Annotated in this window: 16 protein-coding genes; 5 read left to right on the top strand and 11 right to left on the bottom strand. The window is 57.1% G+C overall.

The genetic code is table 11. The features are described 5' to 3' along the window. Positions 1–66: 66 nt before the first annotated feature. Positions 67–1,644 carry a bifunctional metallophosphatase/5'-nucleotidase gene (locus tag AC2FIM_RS05170; RefSeq protein ID WP_142632834.1) on the top strand — a complete coding sequence of 526 codons (1,578 nt, stop codon included), beginning with the start codon at positions 67–69 and terminating at the stop codon, positions 1,642–1,644. 65 nt (positions 1,645–1,709) lie between these two features. Here AC2FIM_RS05170 and AC2FIM_RS05165 read toward each other — a convergent pair whose 3' ends face one another. Further along, on the bottom strand, positions 1,710–3,368 hold the full coding sequence (locus AC2FIM_RS05165; protein ID WP_271948003.1) for a tetratricopeptide repeat-containing sulfotransferase family protein: 1,659 nt from the start codon (positions 3,366–3,368) through the stop codon (positions 1,710–1,712). Between the two features lie 55 nt (positions 3,369–3,423). Here AC2FIM_RS05165 and AC2FIM_RS05160 point away from each other — a divergent pair, with 55 nt between their 5' ends. After that, the gene (locus AC2FIM_RS05160) at positions 3,424–4,089 is read left to right on the top strand and encodes an SOS response-associated peptidase (RefSeq protein ID WP_271948002.1); all 666 of its coding nucleotides are present in this window, start codon (positions 3,424–3,426) and stop codon (positions 4,087–4,089) included. A gap of 44 nt (positions 4,090–4,133) precedes the next feature. Continuing rightward, complete coding sequence (gene mnmH, locus AC2FIM_RS05155; RefSeq protein WP_496707885.1) at positions 4,134–5,186, top strand: tRNA 2-selenouridine(34) synthase MnmH; 1,053 nt, start codon at positions 4,134–4,136, stop codon at positions 5,184–5,186. On the opposite strand, the gene selD is transcribed toward mnmH, so the two are convergent. The 7 genes from selD to AC2FIM_RS05120 are packed head-to-tail and all read right to left on the bottom strand — an operon-like array spanning position 5,177 to position 13,272. Beyond that, positions 5,177–7,336, bottom strand: coding sequence for a selenide, water dikinase SelD (gene selD / locus AC2FIM_RS05150; RefSeq protein WP_496707886.1), 2,160 nt, complete (start codon positions 7,334–7,336; stop codon positions 5,177–5,179). The genes mnmH and selD overlap by 10 nt on opposite strands. Positions 7,337–7,341: 5 nt before the next feature. After that, a complete protein-coding gene (locus AC2FIM_RS05145) occupies positions 7,342–7,728 on the bottom strand; it encodes a Na+/H+ antiporter subunit G (RefSeq protein WP_142632844.1) in 387 nt (128 codons plus the stop codon). 7 nt (positions 7,729–7,735) lie between these two features. Next, a complete protein-coding gene (locus tag AC2FIM_RS05140; protein WP_142632846.1) occupies positions 7,736–8,005 on the bottom strand; it encodes a K+/H+ antiporter subunit F in 270 nt (89 codons plus the stop codon). Next, positions 8,002–8,502, bottom strand: coding sequence for a Na+/H+ antiporter subunit E (locus tag AC2FIM_RS05135; protein WP_142632848.1), 501 nt, complete (start codon positions 8,500–8,502; stop codon positions 8,002–8,004). Before AC2FIM_RS05135 ends, AC2FIM_RS05140 begins: the two co-directional genes overlap by 4 nt. Beyond that, on the bottom strand, positions 8,499–10,043 hold the full coding sequence (locus AC2FIM_RS05130; protein WP_142632850.1) for a monovalent cation/H+ antiporter subunit D: 1,545 nt from the start codon (positions 10,041–10,043) through the stop codon (positions 8,499–8,501). The genes AC2FIM_RS05135 and AC2FIM_RS05130 overlap by 4 nt, the downstream gene beginning before the upstream one ends. Beyond that, positions 10,040–10,399 carry a Na+/H+ antiporter subunit C gene (locus AC2FIM_RS05125; protein WP_142632852.1) on the bottom strand — a complete coding sequence of 120 codons (360 nt, stop codon included), beginning with the start codon at positions 10,397–10,399 and terminating at the stop codon, positions 10,040–10,042. Before AC2FIM_RS05125 ends, AC2FIM_RS05130 begins: the two co-directional genes overlap by 4 nt. After that, positions 10,399–13,272, bottom strand: coding sequence for a monovalent cation/H+ antiporter subunit A (locus AC2FIM_RS05120; protein ID WP_496677974.1), 2,874 nt, complete (start codon positions 13,270–13,272; stop codon positions 10,399–10,401). The genes AC2FIM_RS05125 and AC2FIM_RS05120 overlap by 1 nt, the downstream gene beginning before the upstream one ends. Positions 13,273–13,498: 226 nt before the next feature. Between AC2FIM_RS05120 and AC2FIM_RS05115 the strand changes: the two genes are divergently transcribed. Both AC2FIM_RS05115 and AC2FIM_RS05110 read left to right on the top strand, forming a co-directional pair. Next, complete coding sequence (locus AC2FIM_RS05115; RefSeq protein WP_496707888.1) at positions 13,499–13,972, top strand: rhodanese-like domain-containing protein; 474 nt, start codon at positions 13,499–13,501, stop codon at positions 13,970–13,972. Further along, positions 13,969–14,784 carry a CE1 family esterase gene (locus AC2FIM_RS05110; RefSeq protein WP_496707889.1) on the top strand — a complete coding sequence of 272 codons (816 nt, stop codon included), beginning with the start codon at positions 13,969–13,971 and terminating at the stop codon, positions 14,782–14,784. Before AC2FIM_RS05115 ends, AC2FIM_RS05110 begins: the two co-directional genes overlap by 4 nt. Here the strand turns inward: AC2FIM_RS05110 and mdoH are convergent, their stop codons facing one another. The 3 genes from mdoH to AC2FIM_RS05095 are packed head-to-tail and all read right to left on the bottom strand — an operon-like array spanning position 14,785 to position 19,363. Next, a complete protein-coding gene (gene mdoH / locus AC2FIM_RS05105) occupies positions 14,785–16,653 on the bottom strand; it encodes a glucans biosynthesis glucosyltransferase MdoH (protein WP_496707890.1) in 1,869 nt (622 codons plus the stop codon). After that, positions 16,650–18,149, bottom strand: coding sequence for an OpgD/OpgG family glucan biosynthesis protein (locus AC2FIM_RS05100; protein ID WP_496677946.1), 1,500 nt, complete (start codon positions 18,147–18,149; stop codon positions 16,650–16,652). Before AC2FIM_RS05100 ends, mdoH begins: the two co-directional genes overlap by 4 nt. Next, a complete protein-coding gene (locus AC2FIM_RS05095) occupies positions 18,146–19,363 on the bottom strand; it encodes an OpgC family protein (protein ID WP_281994375.1) in 1,218 nt (405 codons plus the stop codon). Before AC2FIM_RS05095 ends, AC2FIM_RS05100 begins: the two co-directional genes overlap by 4 nt. Between the last annotated feature and the right edge of the window lie 5 nt (positions 19,364–19,368).

Here is a 19,368-nt window from a genome sequence, read left to right as displayed (position 1 = left end):
TTTCCCCCTTTGACTCTTTGCTGAAGGCGGCGCAACATCTTGGCAATTAACAAAGGGAGTTAAAATATGTTCACCCGTTTCCTAGCCTCGGCTGCTGTGCTGGGTTTGACTGCAGGAATGGCCGCCGCCGAATATAAACTGACCATTCTGCACACCAACGACTTTCATTCGCGTATCGAGCCGATCAACAAATATGACAGTGGCTGTAGTTCAGATGACAACGCCGAAGGCAAGTGTTTTGGCGGATCTGCCCGTCTCGTAACAGCAGTGGAAGAAGCCCGCGGACGTGCCGAAAACTCGATCCTGGTAGATGGCGGCGATCAGTTTCAGGGCTCGTTGTTCTATACCTATTACAAGGGCAAGGTCGCGGCCGAGTTCATGAACAAATTGGGCTATAACGCTATGACCGTGGGCAACCACGAATTCGATGATGGCCCGGAAGTCCTGCGCGGCTTTATTGACACGGTTGATTTCCCGGTGCTGATGTCGAACGCGGATTTTTCCGGCGAAGAATTGCTGAACGGCAAGATCAAAAAGTCTACAGTGATTGAAGTCGGCGGAGAAAAAGTCGGCCTTGTTGGTCTGACGCCGGAAGACACGCATGAACTGGCCTCTCCTGGCCCGAACATCACATTCTCGGACCCGGTTCCCGCGGTTCAGGCCGAAGTGGACAAGCTAACCGCGGAAGGCGTGAACAAGATCATCGTTCTCAGCCATTCGGGATATGCTGTCGACCAGCGTGTTGCACAGGAAACGACCGGCGTTGACGTAATCGTAGGTGGGCATTCCAATACATATTTGTCCAACGTTTCCGACAAGGCTGTTGGTCCCTATCCGACAGTGGTCGATGGCGTGCAGATCATTCAGGCCTATGCCTACGGCAAATTCCTGGGCGAGCTGAATGTCACTTTTGATGACGACGGAAATGTTGTCGCGGCGGCTGGTGAGCCGCTGATCATGGACAACAACGTGGCCGAAGATCAGGCCTCGCTGGACCGTATCGCGGAACTGGCCGCTCCTTTGGACGAAATCCGCAATAAGGTCGTGGCCAGCACGTCTGAGGCGATTGAGGGTGACCGTTCGATCTGTCGTGTTCAGGAATGTCAGATGGGCAATTTGGTCGCTGATGCTATGCTTGCGCGGGTTGCTGATCAGGGCGTTCATATCGCGATTGCGAACTCTGGCGGCTTGCGTGCTTCGATTGACCCTGGCGACGTGACCATGGGTGAAGTTCTGACCGTGCTGCCGTTCCAGAATACGCTTTCAACCTTTGAGATCAGCGGACAAGGCATCGTTGACGCGCTTGAAAACGGCGTGAGCCAGGTAGAAGAGGTCAAGGGCCGCTTTCCGCAGGTTGCCGGTCTGACCTTTGTTTGGGACGCATCGGTGGCACCAAACGAAGGGCGCGTATCAGAGGTCATGGTATCCAACGGCGATGGGCTTACCCCGATTGATCCGGCGGCGACTTATCTTGTCGTTACCAATAACTACGTCAGAAATGGCGGTGACGGGTACAGTATGTTCGAAGGTGACGATAAAAATGCCTATGACTTTGGCCCGGATCTTGCAGATGTCACGGCGGAATACCTAGCCGAAAACGCGCCTTACCAGCCTTATCTGGACGGTCGCATCAAGCAAAAGTAAGGCGACCAGAGCGAAACGAAAAGGGCCGCACCTTGGGATGCGGCCCTATTTCATTCAGCTAACCTTCAGCCTTGATCAATGTCGTATTCCGGCCAAAGCCCTGTATCAAAACCCGCAAGCATGGGCTGGATATGTTCCGACACAGATCGCCATCCCCCAATGGATTTGGTTGAGATTTTGTTGCGAACCTGGTCGATACTGGCAGTCCGGACCTGTTTGGTATTCTCTTCCGGATGCATCATCGTCTCGGTCCATTCGAGGTCGCAGAAAGCGGCGACCTGCTTGCTATAGGTTTCGGGGTCCGCGACCAGCTTTTCATATGGAACGGTCAGGATCTTGTCGCCAAAAACAGCATCCCAATGCGCCATATAGCGACGATACAGGTTGGCAGAGTGGGCAATGGTCTCAAGATTCGAGGCATAGTTCATGCCCCCCGCAGGGAACCGGCGGATCCATTTCGAAAGACCGACATCGCGCGGATCACGCAGCATGTTTATTATCTTGGCGTTTGGGAATGCCGACAACAGGAAGCCGACCCGCTGAAAATTGTGGGGCATCTTGTCAACAAAAGCGGTCGAGCCATCGGGGATCGGCGGCATCAACTCTCGGAACTCTTTGGCATATATCGCTGCGGCAGTGGAATCGAAGGTCTTGCGATGTTGTGCGTAGTCGCGGGAAAGATCGGCCCCAACCGTCAGTTCGCCGCAGCCAGCAATGTCTGGCGCGGAGCTCAGCATCATTTCCATGAGCGTCGTGCCAGAGCGCGGCTGGCCCAGAACGAAGATCGGAACCGGCTGATCGGTTTGTTCGGACCAAGGAACTCTTCCTCCTACAGGGAACAGGCCAGTGATACGTTCGAACTTCTGTTCTTCCGCCTCTAAATCATAGGGTTTGACGTTGTGTTGGATAGCATTGGCACGTGCAAATTGCGGCAGTGCTGCGCCAAGGCTATCGGCTTTTTGGATCAGGTGGGCCTTGGCAAATTCCAGTTCCGACAGCTCGTGTACGCTTTCGGATATCGCTGCTTCTACCGCCTCCATCAGTTTCGGGGCGTCCTCTTTGCTGGACATTGTCGAAAGCTGAAGAAGGGTGGCAACATGGAAAGGTTCTTTGGCGTAGATGCCCTGCAGAATATTGGCGCATCCCTTTTTGTCGCCGCTCTGGTGCAGATTTACGGCTTTTTGAAAGGCTATCTTTTCGTTTTCCGGATCCAGTTCATACGCTTTGGAAATATCGCGCGAGTTGTGCTCGACATAACCAATACGGCCATACGCGCGTGCGCGGGTGGACAATAGGTTGACACTCTCAGGGTCGCTTTGAAGCTTTTTGGTCACGTGTTCGATGATCAGACGCCAGTTCTTACCTTTCAGGGTGATCTCATCGATGACCCGGTTCAGTTCCTTGCTGGCTGGGAACTTTTCGACCTTGAGTTCGGCGTACTCCAAGGCTTTGGCAATCTGACCGGTCTGCATAAGGGCATTCGCCAGGTTCTCGGCGAACTGTGGGTCATCGGGTTTCATCCGCGCGGCTTCGACAAAATGCGGGATCGACCTTTTATACTGTTTCATCTCGGTCAGAACAAAACCGGAAATGGCATGAAAATCCGAGTCGGTCGGAAACTTTTTTACACCAAGTTGAGCCTTTTTCAGCGCAGCCTGGAATTTGCCTTCTTCCAGCGCTGCGACAGCTTTGACTTTTAAGGTTTTCGCCGTTTGATTTTGCATATGACCCCGTGAGAACCTGTGCCTGTAGAAAACGATTGTTGAAAGTTCATTACCTATGTGCGGACGGTTTGCAATAACCCTTCCAAATGATGCCATGGCCCAGTTGTTTTCTGCGCGCCCGGCCAATGCTCTGCCTGTTGTCCCGAATTTCAACGTTTGTCCGACATGTCAGGTGCATGTGGTCAGGGCAGGCGAAACCGGGCGTCAGCTGGATGCCTTGCGTTGGGGGTTTTTACCACACTGGTACAAGTCAAAAACCGATGGGCCATTGTTGATCAATGCCCGCGCCGAAACGCTAGCTGAAAAACCGGCTTTCAGGGCGGCCTGCAGAGAACGCAGATGTCTGATAGTTGCCAGCGGGTTTTATGAATGGACCAAAACCGAGAGCGGAGACCGGCTGCCCTGGTATATTGTCAGAAAAGACGGGGCCCCGATTGCTTTTGGCGGGGTATGGCAAGATTGGGGCCCCGAGGGCGACCAGAAGGGAACATGCGCTATCGTTACGACACCAGCAAACCGCAATCTGGGCAGAATTCATCACCGCATGCCCCTGATTGTTGAACCCGAAAACTGGCCTTTATGGTTGGGTGAAGTGGGCAAAGGGGCTGCGCGGCTGCTGTCTCCGGGGCAGGAAGATATTCTTGGCTTTCATCGTGTCGATCCGAGCGTCAATTCCAATCGGGCCAGTGGACCGACGCTTGTCGATCCCATCGCAGGTTGACACCGTGCCTTTCCATCCGGTTCAACGCGGGTTAGATCGTTGACATGGTTCTGAAAATCACCAGCCTTCAGCAGTTATACGCGCATGAGTTCGACACAACCATAGACGTGCGCAGCCCGGCTGAATTTGCCGAGGATCATTTGCCCGGGTCCATCAACCTGCCAGTTCTGGATAACGACGAACGGGCGCGCGTCGGGACGATTTATGTCCAGGAAAGCCCGTTTCTGGCCCGCAAGCTGGGGGCGGCTCTGGTTTTCAGGAATGCGGCCAACCACATTGAACACAGCCTTTCCCATCACGAAGGGGGGTGGAAACCCCTTGTATATTGCTGGCGCGGTGGGCAGAGATCTGGTTCGTTTACCTGGATGCTACAACAGATTGGCTGGAGGGCCGAGGTTGTCGAGGGCGGCTATCGGGCTTATCGCCGCTTGGTGAGCCGGTATCTGTATGACGATCCGTTGTCGTTTCAATTCGTCCTTCTGGATGGGTATACGGGCACAGCAAAGACCGAGCTGCTTACACACCTTCAGGAACGTGGTGTCCAGGTTCTGGATCTCGAAGGGCTTGCCAATCACCGGGGGTCGTTGCTGGGGGCAATGCCGGGCGGACAACCCAGTCAAAAGGCATTCGAATCCGCGCTGGCCGCAGAACTTTGTGGTTTTGACCCCACCCGTCCCGTCGTAGTCGAAGCGGAATCGTCCAAAATCGGCTCTTTGATCCTGCCGCCGAGGCTTTGGTCCGCCATGTGTGCGGCCGTGCGCATTCAGATTGATGCCCCGATAGAAGCGCGCGCGGAATATCTGGTCTCGGCATATGACGATGTCCTCAGCGATGCCGAGCGGTTGAAAGATCTCCTGTCGCCGCTGAGGTCTCACCGTGGGCATGAGGTGGTGGATGGGTGGTTTGCGCTGATTGACGGCGGTAACAAGTTGGCCCTTACACGGTCACTTATGGAACAGCATTACGACCCGGCTTATGCCAAGTCGGCGCGCGTACACAGCGCCGAAATTGTAGCCTCGATCCAGGTGCCCTCGCTGGCAAGTACCGGTCTGAAAGAGGTCGCTTTGCGGGTCGAACAGGTCCTGGATCAGTTCTGAAGTTTTAAACCCGGCGTATCGTCGATCATGCCGATGATTGCTGCCGGATATCCAGCCGCACGTAGGTCTGCACACAGGCCTGGCGCGTCATCGGCTTGGACAGCGGCCAATAGCCCTCCGGCGGTTTGAGGATCGAAAAGAAGATCAGCCTTGGGTCCATTGATGAGTTCAGGCGCGATGGCGCGGTTGTCCTCGAAGATCGTGGACCGAACGCCGCTTGCGCTGAGTTCTACGGCCCCGGTCATCACGGGAACCGCATCCAGAGCAACTACCGCACCGCAACCCGAGGCACCGCAAATACCTTGCAGATGCCCTACCAGACCAAACCCGGTCACATCGGTCATCGCATGGGCGCTGAACAGAATGCGCGCAGCTTCGCCTTGCGGCTGAACCATGTGGCGGAACGCCTCTGCGACCCAGATGCCATTGGCCAAACCGGCCATTTCGGCGGCCATGATCACGCCGCTGCCAATCGGCTTGGTCAGGATCAAAGCGTCGCCCTTGCGGGCTCCGGACAAGATGATCGGGTCGTTTTCGCACAGGCCGGTCAGAGTGAACCCGATGGTCATCTCATCCCCCATCGAACTGTGGCCTCCGACGATTTCGGCCCCGGTTGCGCGGATGACGTCACTGGCGGTGGCCATGATTTCTGACATTGTACGTTGTTGCAGTGCGGGTGACATCCGAGGCAGAATAATCGTCGCGGTGGCGGCCTGCGGTGCCGCACCCATCGCCCAGATATCACCCAATGCGTGAATGGCCGTGATCCGTGTCATCAAAACCGGATCATTGGTAAAGCTGCGCAAATGGTCCGAGGTCATCACCTGTCGCGCGCCGCCGGTGAGAAGCAAAGCCGCATCGTCACCTGAAAGCGGTATAACGTCTTGCCGATCGGGGGGCGGCAAATCAGACAGAACACTGCGCAAAGCGCGACGCCCAATCTTTGCGCCGCACCCACCGCACATGGGCTTTTCACCCAGGACTTCGGGCACGCCCAAAGCGTGGTCGCGGGGCAACTCTGCTGCTTTCATCTGCGGCAGATTCCGGAACTTATTCATGAAATTCTGGTCGATATGGTTCTTCCATTTCCACATCAACGGACCACTGAGCGAGGTTCCCAATCGCTCGGCCAATGCGGATTTCCCACCCAGCGATATCAGCTTGAGGTAATCTTTTTGCGGATGATAGGGGCGCATCTTTCCGACACCCAGCGAGGCCCGAAGATTGTCATAAAGAATCGGGGCTTCTCGGACGGCATAGACACCTGCTTTTGGTCTGGGGTTTTCTGACAGATGGGCACAATCGCCGGCTGCGAACACAAAAGGATTGCTGGACTGCAGCCTGCTATTCACCGTGATATATCCATCGTGAAGATCCAGCCCGGACTGCGCCATCCAACCATAGGGTTTGGCCCCCGCCGCCCCCGTCACGAATCCAGCCGCAATCTGGCGCCCGTCCTCCAACCGGATGTGATCCGCATGAATTTCGACGATGGCGGCCTGTTCGATCACGTCGATGCCAAGGTCAGCCATCGCATTGCGAATGATCGAGGCCGCCTTAGCGCCAATCGCGGTCAGGGCCCGAGCATTGTCGATCAGGGTCAATCGGGCGCTGCGGTTTGCGGAACGCAGAGCGTGCGCCATCGCCATGATCAACTCGACACCGGCAACACCACCACCGATCACGGCAACCGAGGCGGCGCCTGCGCCAGATTGGTACTCGGCCCACCTGGCGGCAAAAGACCCTAACGGTTTTGCGGGGACCGCATGGTCGGAAAATCCAGGCAGGGCCGGCATGTCGGATGTAATGCCAACATTAATCGAGGCTACATCATAGGCGACGGGCGGTCGGCCGGGCACATGTACCTCTTGCCGGTCAGGGTCTAACCCTTCGACGGCACCCAATATCACCCGTGCCCCGGCAAAGCGAGCCAGACGCACCAGATCAATATCCAGGTCACCCCGGCGGTAATGACCGGCAACGAAACCGGGCAGCATCCCTGAATAGGGGGCTGAAGGCGTGGGGTTGATGACCGTCAGGCGCGCGCCAGGCAGGGGGTTCATTCCCCATTTTCGCAACACCAGCGCGTGCGTATGACCGCCGCCGATAAGAACCAGATCGCGGGTCAGGGGTAGCGGAGGTCTATGCATAGGTATCAGGTGTTTCTGTGATCAGGAACGTCTTCGACCTGTTCGACCGCATGTGTAGCCCAGATTTTGTCCTCACCCGCGTCCGGCAGATCCTGGGGCTTTTCATGGCGGTGAATATGCCATTTGGCAATAAACAGGGCCGTGATCGGAGCAGTCAGGAATAGAAACAGCGTGATCAGCAGCTCGTGCAGAGACAGGTGATGTTCGATCAATACGGAATGGATGATTGAGGCGATCAGAACGCCACCCACCCCAAGCGTTGTCGCTTTGGTGGGGGCGTGAAGCCTGGACATCGGGTCCTTTAGCTTGATCATCCCGTACGATCCGACAAAACCAAATATGCCTGAAACAACCAGGAAGAAGGCGACCAGAAATTCAAAGATTACCGACATGTCGCCCTCACTCGATGATATTGCCGCGCAGCATAAAGCGCGCGTAGGCAACGGTTGAGACAAAGCCGAGCATGGCGATGATCATGGCAGCCTCGAAGAAGATTTCGGTCCCCAGAAACAGCCCGTAAAGCACCATAAGGGCAATTGTGTTGATCACCATCGTGTCCAGCGCCAGAACCCGGGTGCCCACTCCATCGGCCGTAATGATCCGCCACAGGCACATCATGATGGCTGCGCCGAAACAGGCAAAGGCAAAGTAGATTGCTAGCTCGATCATTCGAAAATCTCCTTTAGCCTGCGCTCGTATCGTTGCTTGATTTGATCGCGTACTTCGTCCGGGTTTGGCGCATCGAGGCAGTGGACCAGCAGGTTGTGACCCTGCGCGGACAGATCGCAACTGACGGTGCCGGGGGTCATGGTGATTGTCCCGGCCAGAACCGTAATCGCCTCTGGTGTGCGCAGTTCCAGCGGAATGCAGACCCAGTTCGGTTCACGGTCGGAATCCCGTTTGAAGAGGATGATCCTAGCAACTGTCATGTTGGCGACAACAATGTCCCATAGAACCACCAATATGTATTCGGCGATCATCGGCCAATTCCGAAGAATGGGCCGGTCTGGCCAATACGGCTGTGTGACGAAGGGGATGATAATCCCCAGCACAAGGCCAAACACCAGTGAATTCAGCGATGGTGTGTTTGCCAGCAAAATCCACACGACCGTCAGCAGGAAAGTCAGATGCGGGTGCGGGAATATCCGGTGAAGCAGTTTTTTCATTCTTCCACCCCTAACACGGCCGAGATGTAGTTTTCGGGTGCAAACAACTGTTCCGCTGTGCTGGTAGCGTAGTTCATTGCAGGCCCGGCAAACAATGTCAGCATGACCAGACCGATGATCAAAGCAAATACCGACGTAAAGGCCAACCCGGGCGAAGGTTCCGGGGCTGCCTGAAAGGCGGTCTCGCCGTCAGCTGTATCGGCTTGGTCGGTGGCCAAGCTGGCGTCATGGCTTTTCCAAAAGATCAAAGTTCCGGCGCGGGCTAGCCCTACTATGGTTACGAATGAGCCGATCAATACCACAGCCCAGACCGTATTTGCGTCTGGTGCATCTCGCGCGGCGTCCAGGACCAGCAGTTTGCCAATGAACCCGGACAGGGGCGGCATCCCGGCCAAAGCAATCGCACCAATAAAGAACAGTGCGGAAATCAGTCCGGTCTGTGCCATAGGGTGCTTTGGGGCAATCGCGCCTCCGCGCCGCTCGATCACCAGATCAGCAATCAGGAACAACAGCGCCGTCGCAAGCGTCGAATGGTAGATATAGAACAAAGCGGCGGCGGTTGCTGTTTCGGTGAACAGGGAAATTGCAATCAGCAGGGTACCCATTGACGCGATGGCGCAAAAAGCCACTAGGCGCGCGATGTGTCGTGAGCCCAATATGCCGATTGTACCAACGGCCAGAGTTACCAAAGCGGCAGGTTGCAGCCAGTTGATCACAAGATCATGCGCAACCAATACCTCGGGGCCAAAGCCAAGCGTGTACATGCGCAAGATCGAGTAGGCCCCGACCTTTGTCATGATCGCAAACAGCGCTGCAACTGGCATAGGAGCATTCGCATAGCTGGCCGGTAGCCAGAAATGCAGCGGTAGAACTGCAGCCTTAATGCAGAATACCAGCAGCAACAGGGCAGCACCCACTCTTATCAGAGCGGTGTCTTCGAGCGGAAGCTCGGCAATCCGTACAGCCATATCCGCCATGTTCAGCGTGCCGGTCACTGAATAGAGTGTGCCAAGGGCAAACAAAAACAGCGTTGAGCCCAAAAGGTTGTAGGCGACATATTGTACGCCTGCCTTGAGCCGAACGGCTCCACCGCCGTGCGTCATCAAACCGTAGGACGCGATCAGCAATACCTCGAAGAACACGAACAGGTTAAAGGCGTCACCTGTCAGAAAGGCACCGCATACGCCCATAAGCTGAAAGTGGAATAAGGGATGAAAGTGCTTGCCGCGTGCATCCCATCCGGAGGCAATTGAATAAAGCACTATCGGAAGGGCTAAAAGCGCGGTCAGCAAGACCATCATGGCAGATAACCGATCCAGCACCAGCACGATTCCAAAGGGCGCTGGCCAGTTGCCCAACTCATAGACCAGAATGTCTCCACCTGCGGCCTGTGCGGTGATTGTCAGGGCGATGCCAAGCAGTGCCACGACACCGGCGACCGAGAATATGCGCTGCAAATCAAGGTGGTACCGCAGGACCATGATGATGAACGGAGCCAGAATCGCGGGCAGGACGACTGGCGCAACGATCCAATGGTTCATGCGTCTTCTCCCGGCGCGTCCGTATTGTCATGAGCGGCCATGTCGATGTGGTCATCCTTGGCCGACAGGTAAGCCGAAAGCGAGATCATCACGATCACCGCAGTCATCCCGAATGAAATCACGATGGCGGTCAGCACCAGGGCCTGCGGCAAGGGATCGGTATAGGCGACCTCTTCATATTTGTTCAGAACCGGCGGCGCGTCCAAAGCCAGCCGCCCGGTGGCAAACAAAAAGACGTTCACCGCATAGGTCAGTAGAGACAGTCCCAGAATGACCGGAAAAGTCCGGCGACGCAGGATCAGGAAAATCCCGGCGGCGGTCATCACGCCAACCGCAGAGGCTACGAGCGCTTCCATCAGACCTGCTCCTTTTCTTCTTGTTCTTCTTCAGGCGGATCGTCCCGCAGCGGGTTGATATCCATCGGGAATTCCTGCGCCATGCCGGGCTGCCAGGCCAAGCGGGACAGGCTATCCAGTGCCAGCATCACCGCGCCTAAAACCGCAAGGAACACACCGGTATCGAACAGCATGGCGGTTGCCCATTCGAACTCTTCCAGCGGCGGCCAATTCAGATATCCGAAATCGCTGGTCAGGAAGGGACGTTCATTGAACCATGCGCCAATTCCAGTTGCTGCGGCGATCAGAACGCCCCAACCGATTGTGCCGTGGTAATAGAACCGTTGCCGTTCGATGGCCCAGGTATAACCGCTGGCCATATATTGCATCAGATAGGCGATGGCGACGACCAGACCGGCGATGAACCCTCCACCTGGCTGGTTATGGCCGCGGAAAAAGATATAGGCCCCGACCATCAGCGCGATGGGCATCATCACACGGGTTGCCACAACCATCATCAGCGGATGCGAGTCGCCCGATTGTGGCCAATGCGGTTTGCGGTTCAGCAGATAGGCCCGGACATTGGTTTCCAGCACCGCCTCGGTCAGGGCAAAGATGATCAGGGCGGCAATGCCCAGAACGATAATCTCGCCGAAGGTATCAAAGCCCCGGAAATCCACCAGGATCACGTTGACGACATTGGTGCCTCCGCCGCCCTTATACGAATTGGCCAGATGGAATTCGGAAATGCTGGGAAAGCCGAAATCCCGCAGCATCAGCGCATAGATCAATGCACCTGATCCGATGCCTGCCACGACCGAGATCGCGGCATCCCGCCAGCGCCGTGCCGCGCTGCTGTCCCAGGGGGTGTCCGTGGGCAGGAAGTTCAGCGACAGCAACAGCAGGATCATCGTCACCACCTCGACCGAGATCTGCGTCAGGGCCAAATCAGGGGCGGACAGATAGTTGAACGCCATCGAGACGATCAGGCCAACGACTCCGATCAGCACCAAGGACAGCAGCCGGTTGCGGTGGAACCACATGATGGCCAGCGTCGCGGCGATCAGGCAGATCCAGCCAATGAACGGAATGATCTGAACGGGTAGGGGCGTGCGTGTTTCAACGCCAATAGATCCGGTGGCGAATGCATAATATCCCAGCCCAACCGTAAAGACGATCAGGATGGCCGCATACCGGCTGAGGACCCCGTTATGCAGAGTATCTGTGACCCAGCGGCTGGTCGCCGTAAGCGCAGCGATCACTGCGTCAAAAATGGTTTTCGCCTCGGGTCTGGGCAGGGCATTCCAGATGAACTCACCACGCCGATGCTGTGCCAGCAAGGCCAGGCCACCCAGTGTGGCGAACGCGGACATATACAAGGCAGGCGTAAACCCGTGCCAGAGTTTCAGCGAATAATAGGGCAGCTTCTCGCCCCCGATTACCGCACTTGAAACAACCGCCACCAGCGGACCTACGATGGCGTTGGAATAAAGACCGATCAGGACGACAAGCACGACCAGGAAAGCGGGTGCAAGCCAAAGCCCGGCCGGTGGGTCATGTGGATGGGTTGGGTAATCGTCGCGTACTGGACCAAGGAACACGTGACCAACAAAGCGGAACGAATAGGCTGCAGAGAACAAGGCCGCCAGCAGCGCCAGTCCGGGCACAAGATAATGCGAATGCAGCCAGGTTGTGTGGACCGTTTCCTCCAGCATCATCTCCTTGGACAGAAACCCGTTCAGCGGAGGTAGACCGGCCATGGAAAGTGCGGCAATCGTCCCGATGGTGAAGGTGATGGGCATCAAATGGCGCAATCCGCCCAGTCGCTTGATGTCGCGGGTCCCGGCCTCGTGATCCACGATACCGGCGGTCATGAACAGGGCTGCTTTGAACGTCGCATGGTTGATGATGTGGAAGATGGCAGCAACGGCGGCGATCTTGGTTCCAAACCCCAGCAGCATGGTTATCAGGCCCAGATGCGACACGGTCGAAAACGCCAGCAGCGCCTTGAGATCGTCTTTGAACAGGGCGATGCAGGCCCCGATCAGCATGGTTACCAGGCCGGTTGTGGCCACAATGTAGAACCACGCATCAGTACCCGCCAGAACGGGCCACATGCGGGCCATCAGGAACAACCCTGCCTTTACCATCGTGGCCGAGTGCAGATAGGCTGATACTGGCGTAGGGGCGGCCATCGCGTGTGGCAGCCAGAAATGGAAGGGGAACTGTGCCGATTTGGTGAAACACCCCAGCAAAATCAGGACCAGCGCTGGCATGTAATAGGGTGAAGACTGGATCAGCTCTTTGTTCTGGAGAATGACGCTTAGGTCATAAGAGCCAACGATATTGCCCAGGATCAGCATCCCCGCAATCATCGCCAAGCCGCCAGAGCCGGTCACAGCCAGCGCCATACGTGCGCCCTGTCGTCCCTCGGGGAGGTGTTTCCAATATCCGATCAAAAGGAATGAACTAAGCGAGGTAAGTTCCCAGAATATCAGCAAAAGTAGGATATTGTCCGACAGAACGATTCCCACCATCGCGCCCTGAAACAGCAGCAAATAGGTGTAAAACTGCCCCATCGGGTCTTCGCGCGACAGGTAGAACCGGGCGTAGAGGATGATCAGCAAACCGATGCCAAGGATCAGCAGCGCGAACAGAAACCCAAGGCCGTCCAACATGAAATTGGCGTTTAGGCCCAGTGCCGGAATCCAGTCGAACCGGGCGGTAACGACCTCGCCGCGCATCACGGTTGGGATGTGAATCAACAGCCCCATCAGCGCCAGAAAAGTGGTCAACCCAGCGGCCGAGGCTGCTGCGTTTCGTCCAGCCCGGATCAAAAGGGCTGGGAATACAGCTCCGAGGAAGGGAAGGGCCGCGATGAGGAATAGGGACAACTGCGATACTCCGGTCTGGGCGGTCAAAAGTGCTATTGATTTTGTAAGGATAATTCGCGGAGTGTCCAGCGATTGCAAGCCATTCTGCCTGTTCAGGGGCCCCAAGGCAGAGGATGGTACAGGTAAAGCGGCGATGACACGAACTTGAACAGGCAGGTTAATTTCGACGCGGAACTGGATAAGCTGCTGTGATACATAGGACTGCATCGGATCAGGAGGGATTACAGTGGCTGCTGGGGCAAACCGGACACGGCGAATTGTTTTGCTGTTTGGTGCGGCTGCTGTTCTGGGCGGTTTTGCAATCCGTGAATACCGCCTGATCCCGCAGAGCTATGCGGGCGGTCGGATCAGTGTCGGGGATGCGCATCAGCAAGCTAAGCTTGGAGATATATTTTTGGTGGACATCCGTACCCCACGCGAATGGGATGCCTCAGGCGTGGGCGAAGGCGCGCATCCCCTAGACATGCGTCGCGATGATTTTGATGAGGCGCTGCTGCAGATTGTCGGCGGAGACCTCGACGCCCCAATCGCCCTGATCTGCGCGCGCGGTGTGCGCTCGGCCCGGCTGAGCAACCAGCTGTCCGAGGCGGGGTTCGCAAATATCATCGACGTGCCCGAGGGTATGTTAGGCTCAGCAGCAGGGCCGGGCTGGGTCCGGGCAGGCCTGCCGGTTCAACACTATGATGGGAAAGCAGAATGATCCGAAGCTTGTTTCTGTCGGTCGGGATGGCCGTGATCGCGAATGCAGGAATGGCCGCCTGTGTCGATCAGGAAGACATGTGCGAAACGCCGTCGGGTGGGTACCATATCGAACTTCCCGAAACCGAAAACCCACCGCTGGTGGTGTTTCTGCACGGTTATGGCGGGACTGCGACCGGAACGCTGAAGAACCGCAGCTTGGTTGATCCTCTGCTTGCGCGCGGATATGCGGTTATGGCACCGGAGGGGTCCGAGCGTAACGGCCGCCAAAGCTGGAATTTCTTCCCGGGTTGGGAAGGGCGTGACGAAACGGCTTTTCTGCGCGAGGTGGTTCAGGATGCGTCGGACCGGTTCGGGGTCGATGATGACCGCGTCGTGTTGGGCGGGTTTTCTGCGGGGGCCTTCATGGTCTACTACCTCGCCTGCGCGGCGCCGGATACGTTTTCGGCCTATGCTCCGGTTTCAGGTGGGTTTTGGCGACCGCATCCCGAGGCCTGCGATGGCCCGGTGCGCATGTTTCACACCCATGGCTGGACCGACAATGTAGTCCCGCTGGAAGGGCGTCTTTTGGGCGGTGGTCGATTCCATCAGGGCGATATCTTTGCCGGTCTGGAAATCTGGCGGGTCGCAAACGAATGCGCCGATACCAAACCCAGCGGATTTTCCACGACCGGGCAATTCATGCGCCGCAGATGGACCGGATGCGCCGATGGCGCGATGTTGGAATTCGCACTTTTCCCAGGTGGTCACAACGTGCCGCAGGGATGGTCGGATATGATGGTAGAGTGGTACGAAGGCCTGCCGGGTGGTTGATCACTCGGCAGGGGTCATGACGGTTTTGCCTTCGACCAGGCGCTTCAATTCATCCCTGTGGAGACGTGCGGACCGGGTGATTGCCGGTTCCTGAACATCTTCTTTCATTCCGACCATGCGCCGCGCCGGTGAGGTTGAAACGCCGCTGAGTGCGGAAAGCGGGATGGCAAAGGCCAGGCTTATGGCAATCGGAGCCAGCCAGATTGACACCAGACCCGATAGGATGCCGGCGCCCAAGGCTATACCGCTGATAGTTTCCAGCGTGTGACATAAGATCAGCGTCCGCAGTCCATAGCTGCCACCATCCCGCGCCTGAGGAGACCAGCCTTTTTGAATACCAAGAATTGTCCGGAAGACGGCGATCATCTGTTGCACCATAAGGATCGGCGCATAGAGGATCGACAGGATGACTTCCGAGATGAATGAGGTCATGAACTTACCTGCGCCACCGAAATCCGCATAGCGCACACCGCTAAGTGGCAGGGCAAGCACGCCAAGTACCTTGGGGGCCAGCAACATGGCATACATGACCAGAATGATCAGCACGTGGCGGGTTTCCGACATCTCGGGCCATTGCGGGAACAGCGGATTGTCGGGGCTGAAATAATGAAGGACCGAGGCATCCTCGCCCTGACCGATCAGCGCCCACATCACCAGCAAGGCAAACCACAGCGGCGACATCAGATACCCGACTGCGCCGTGGAACATATGGAACCGCGATACAGCGCGGAAACCGGTTGAGCCCAGCAGCTTCAGGTGCTGCAAATTGCCCTGACACCAGCGCCGGTCGCGCAGCGCATGGTCGATCAGCGTGGGCGGGGTTTCCTCGTAAGAGCCCCGGATACGCGGCAGGAACCGCACGCCCCATCCGGCGCGCCGCATGAGGCCGGCCTCGACGAAATCATGGCTCATGATCAGCTTTTCCTGACCATTCATCGCGCGCAGTTTCGGCAGCCCGGCGCAGTTGGCAAACGCTTTGGTGCGGATAATCGCGTTATGGCCCCAATAGTTGCCTTCCTGACCGCACCAGCGGGCCAGACCTTCGGCGAAGGCGATACCATAAACACCATTGGCAAATTGCTGCATCCGAGCAAAAACCGACTGAGCGCCAATTAACTGAGGGTAACTCTGGATCAGGCCCGCACCGGGGTCGCGCGCCAGAGAATCCGTCAGGCGCAGGATGGCGCGGCCGGTCATCAGGCTGTCGGCATCCAGCACGAGCATCGCATCCCAATCCGCACCCCAACGGCTGACCCAATCTGCGATATTTCCGACCTTGCGGTCTGTGTTCTGTTCTCGCCGACGATAATACAGTTCCAGTCCCGGCGCGAGGGTGGTGCGCAACGCTTCGACGCTGGCTTGTTCCTGTGCCGCGGTCTCGGGGTCGCGGGTGTCAGAGAGGATGAACATCGCATAGTGGTGCTGACCATCCCGCGCGCGCAGGTCTTCCAGCATGGTTCGGGCGTTGCCCAGCACGTTCCAGGGTACTTCATTATAGACCGGCATAAGAAGCGCGACGCGCAGCGCCTGTGGGCGGCCCTGACGTTTGGGCTGTTCCTGCCGCGACAGGGAAATCATACCCAACAAAACGGTGCAGACCGTGAAAGAGATCCAGAAAAAGTTGAATGAGATCAGAGCCAACAGAATCGCTTCGATCAGGTTGATCCCTTCGGCTCCGAACCAGTCGGTCATGACCCAAAGCAAGCCCAGCGTAGCCGCCATCGCAGGCGAGAACGCCAGCGCACGCCAGAATCCCGCAGATGCCTGCCTGCTGCGGGGCGCCTGAGCGTCACGGAACCCAGCGCTGAAATTCTGCTCCGGCATCGCCAGGGGTGCCTCAGGCGGCATGATATGCAGATCGTTGCTCATGATGTCCAACGATACAGCCAGACTTCGGAGGCAGGCTGCTTGTCTTTCAGCAACTGTGCGCGCAGTTCCACATGGTTCCGGTCTCCCGGCTCGAAGGAAAAGGCCAACCGCAGGCCGCCAGTATCGGGGTTGCGCTGTAGGACGCCTTCCGAGGTCTCTGCATGGGGCGAGTCCACAAAGATCGTCATCGCCTCAGGTTCGTCGAATAGCTCGCTGGCCTCAAAGTCGATCACCGCCAGACGGCCCTCGCCAAATGTATTGTCACCCATCGCGGTGTTGATCACGCGTGGCATCGGGGTGCGCTCTGGTTCCTCACCCCAGATAAGGCGGTAGGACAGGTCCACCTGGCTTCCGGCCGCATAGGGCTCCATCGGGCGCCAATAGGCGACGATATTGTCGTAGATTTCCTGATCAGCCGGGATTTCGACCAGAGTGACCGCGCCTTTGCCCCAATCGCCGGTTGGCTCGACCCAGAGGCCGGGGCGTTTGTGGTAACTCGCCTCAAGATCGGCATAATCCGAGAACGCGCGTTTCCGCTGCATCAGGCCAAACCCGCGCGGGTTCATGTCAACAAAGGACGAGAACTGCAGGCGGGTCGGGTTTGCCAAGGGCCGCCACAGGACCTCGCCAGCGCCGTTGCGGATCAACAGCCCGTCGCTGTCATGCACCGCAGGGCGGAAATCGTCGAAACGGCTGTGATTGGTCTGATCGAACAGGAACATCGACGTGCCGGGTGCAATGCCGACATGGGTCAACTCGGTGCGTGGGAACAGCGTCGCCTCGACCTCCATCACGCAATCCGCGCCGGCCGTGACGTTGAACCGATAGGCACCGGTCACGCTGAGGCTGTCCATCAGGGCATGAACCACCATGTTGCGCTGACCGGGCTTGGGACGTTCCAGCCAGAAACGGATGAATTCAGGGAATTCCTCACCGTCCGGGTCGCCGGTTTTCAGGGCCAAACCGCGGGCCGACAGGCCATAGACCTCGTGCAGGCCGATGGCGCGGAAATAGCTGGCGCCTTGAAACACACAGAACTCATCGGTTTTTCCGGGGCGGTGCATTTCAGTCCGCAGGCGCAGGCCCGAAAAACCCAGCGTGTCGTCAACGGGCAACTGAGGGACCTCGGTCGACTTGTCAAACATCGACAGATCGAAGGCTACGGGTTTTGCCATGCCGTTTTCGACGGTCGAGACCTGAACCGTACGCGGAAAATAAAGCCCGGGCGTAAAGAAATCTACGTTGAAAGGCGTCTCAGATTCGAACCAAAGCGCACGATCCAGGCGGAACCGGATCGAGCGGTATTGCTCATAGGTCAGGTCCTGCCATTCCTGCGGGACCATCTCGCGCTCGGCAAAGGGCTTTGCGGCCAACTCGCGGGCCAGCGAGATCACGTCACTGCGGTCAAACGGGACCTCTCCGCCCACGGCAAAGGTGGCCGGGGCGAAGGCAAGCGCCGAAGTCGTGGCCAGAAATGCGCGACGTGTGAATTTCATTTCTTTGATTTCCAGGGTTGTGACTTAAACCACGCGGCCAAATAGGCCACGCTGATGATCATGGCAAAGCCAATCATATTAGCGACAAAGACAGTGGCAAAATCCCGCCCAAACAAATCGAGCCCAACGCCGATAAGTCGTGCTGCTGCCATGGAAAATACGAATACGGCAAGTGATTGCTGACCCACTTTGGTGACCAGGGTCAGCACGATTTGCCAAGCTTTGGCGCCTGCGCTCTGACCGGTTGCGATCAGGCGGTGTCCATGCTCGCCAGCAGCGACCCAGCCCAGATAGGCCAGCGACAGGAAATGCATGTAGCGAAACAGACCGAAATCGGTCTTGTCGCGGAATTCCTTCGTGATGGGCCAGACTTTGCGGATTTCATCGGCCAAATCCGGGGCTGCGGCATTCACCCATGTGAACACTTTCCACGACCCGAAAGGCATTGAAAAGATCAGGAACAGCGCCGCTGCCCAAATCAACGTTTTTGACACCGGAGGGGCCGGGATCCAGCCGCGCATGAATGCAAAGCCAGTAAAGAAAAGCAACTGCCAGCCAAAAGGGTTAAAGAACCACTGACGATCCGACCAGGGCTCGGCGGGCAGGTCCAGAACGTCGGTCTGCGCCACGAGCCAGATAGCAACGGATGTGGCTGCAACCGCCCAGAATCCGATGCGGGACAGGCCCATAAACAGCGGCATCATTGCAAGAACCACCAGATACATGGGTAGAATGTCGAAATAATTCGGCACGTAGGTCAGGGTGAACAGGCCGACGATCTGCGGCGCAGGATCATTGAAGAAATGCTGCAGGTTCAGGGACGAGATGTAGTTCTTCTCAAACAGGCCTGTTTGATTCAGCGCAGCCATCGTCATCGCGACAAAGAAGAACAGGCCGATATGCGCCCAGTAAACCTGCCAGATCCGGTATGATACCCGCGCAGTGCCCATCCACCAGCCCTTGCGCAGGAACGCGCCGCCAAAGGCGATGGCCGAGGCCATGCCCGAACAAAAAACAAAAATCTCGGTTGCATCCGAAAAACCAAACCGGGCAGGGATCCACTTGGCCCAAGGGTCGTTGGGAATATGCGCAATCAGGATGATGAACATCGCAATTCCGCGATAGAAATCCAGACGCGGGTCGCGCGTACTAACAGGGGCGGCCGAGGTGGCTGCCACAGGTGCAAAATCAGAAGCGGGCGATAGAGTCGCCATACGAG

It is taken from the genome of Ruegeria sp. CDSC052, assembly GCF_059610685.1.
Note: the sequence above shows the minus strand (reverse complement) of the source record. Positions and strands in the feature narration are given on the sequence as shown.

Coding starts and splice junctions, on each gene's coding strand:
- AC2FIM_RS05095 (WP_281994375.1), bottom strand. CDS start 19,363: ATGGCGACTCTATCGCCCGCTTCTGATTTTGCACCTGTGGCAGCCACC.
- AC2FIM_RS05100 (WP_496677946.1), bottom strand. CDS start 18,149: ATGAAATTCACACGTCGCGCATTTCTGGCCACGACTTCGGCGCTTGCC.
- AC2FIM_RS05140 (WP_142632846.1), bottom strand. CDS start 8,005: ATGATCGAGCTAGCAATCTACTTTGCCTTTGCCTGTTTCGGCGCAGCC.
- selD (WP_496707886.1), bottom strand. CDS start 7,336: ATGCATAGACCTCCGCTACCCCTGACCCGCGATCTGGTTCTTATCGGC.
- AC2FIM_RS05110 (WP_496707889.1), top strand. CDS start 13,969: ATGATCCGAAGCTTGTTTCTGTCGGTCGGGATGGCCGTGATCGCGAAT.
- mnmH (WP_496707885.1), top strand. CDS start 4,134: ATGGTTCTGAAAATCACCAGCCTTCAGCAGTTATACGCGCATGAGTTC.
- AC2FIM_RS05160 (WP_271948002.1), top strand. CDS start 3,424: ATGTGCGGACGGTTTGCAATAACCCTTCCAAATGATGCCATGGCCCAG.
- AC2FIM_RS05130 (WP_142632850.1), bottom strand. CDS start 10,043: ATGAACCATTGGATCGTTGCGCCAGTCGTCCTGCCCGCGATTCTGGCT.
- mdoH (WP_496707890.1), bottom strand. CDS start 16,653: ATGAGCAACGATCTGCATATCATGCCGCCTGAGGCACCCCTGGCGATG.
- AC2FIM_RS05170 (WP_142632834.1), top strand. CDS start 67: ATGTTCACCCGTTTCCTAGCCTCGGCTGCTGTGCTGGGTTTGACTGCA.
- AC2FIM_RS05135 (WP_142632848.1), bottom strand. CDS start 8,502: ATGAAAAAACTGCTTCACCGGATATTCCCGCACCCGCATCTGACTTTC.
- AC2FIM_RS05165 (WP_271948003.1), bottom strand. CDS start 3,368: ATGCAAAATCAAACGGCGAAAACCTTAAAAGTCAAAGCTGTCGCAGCG.
- AC2FIM_RS05125 (WP_142632852.1), bottom strand. CDS start 10,399: ATGGAAGCGCTCGTAGCCTCTGCGGTTGGCGTGATGACCGCCGCCGGG.
- AC2FIM_RS05145 (WP_142632844.1), bottom strand. CDS start 7,728: ATGTCGGTAATCTTTGAATTTCTGGTCGCCTTCTTCCTGGTTGTTTCA.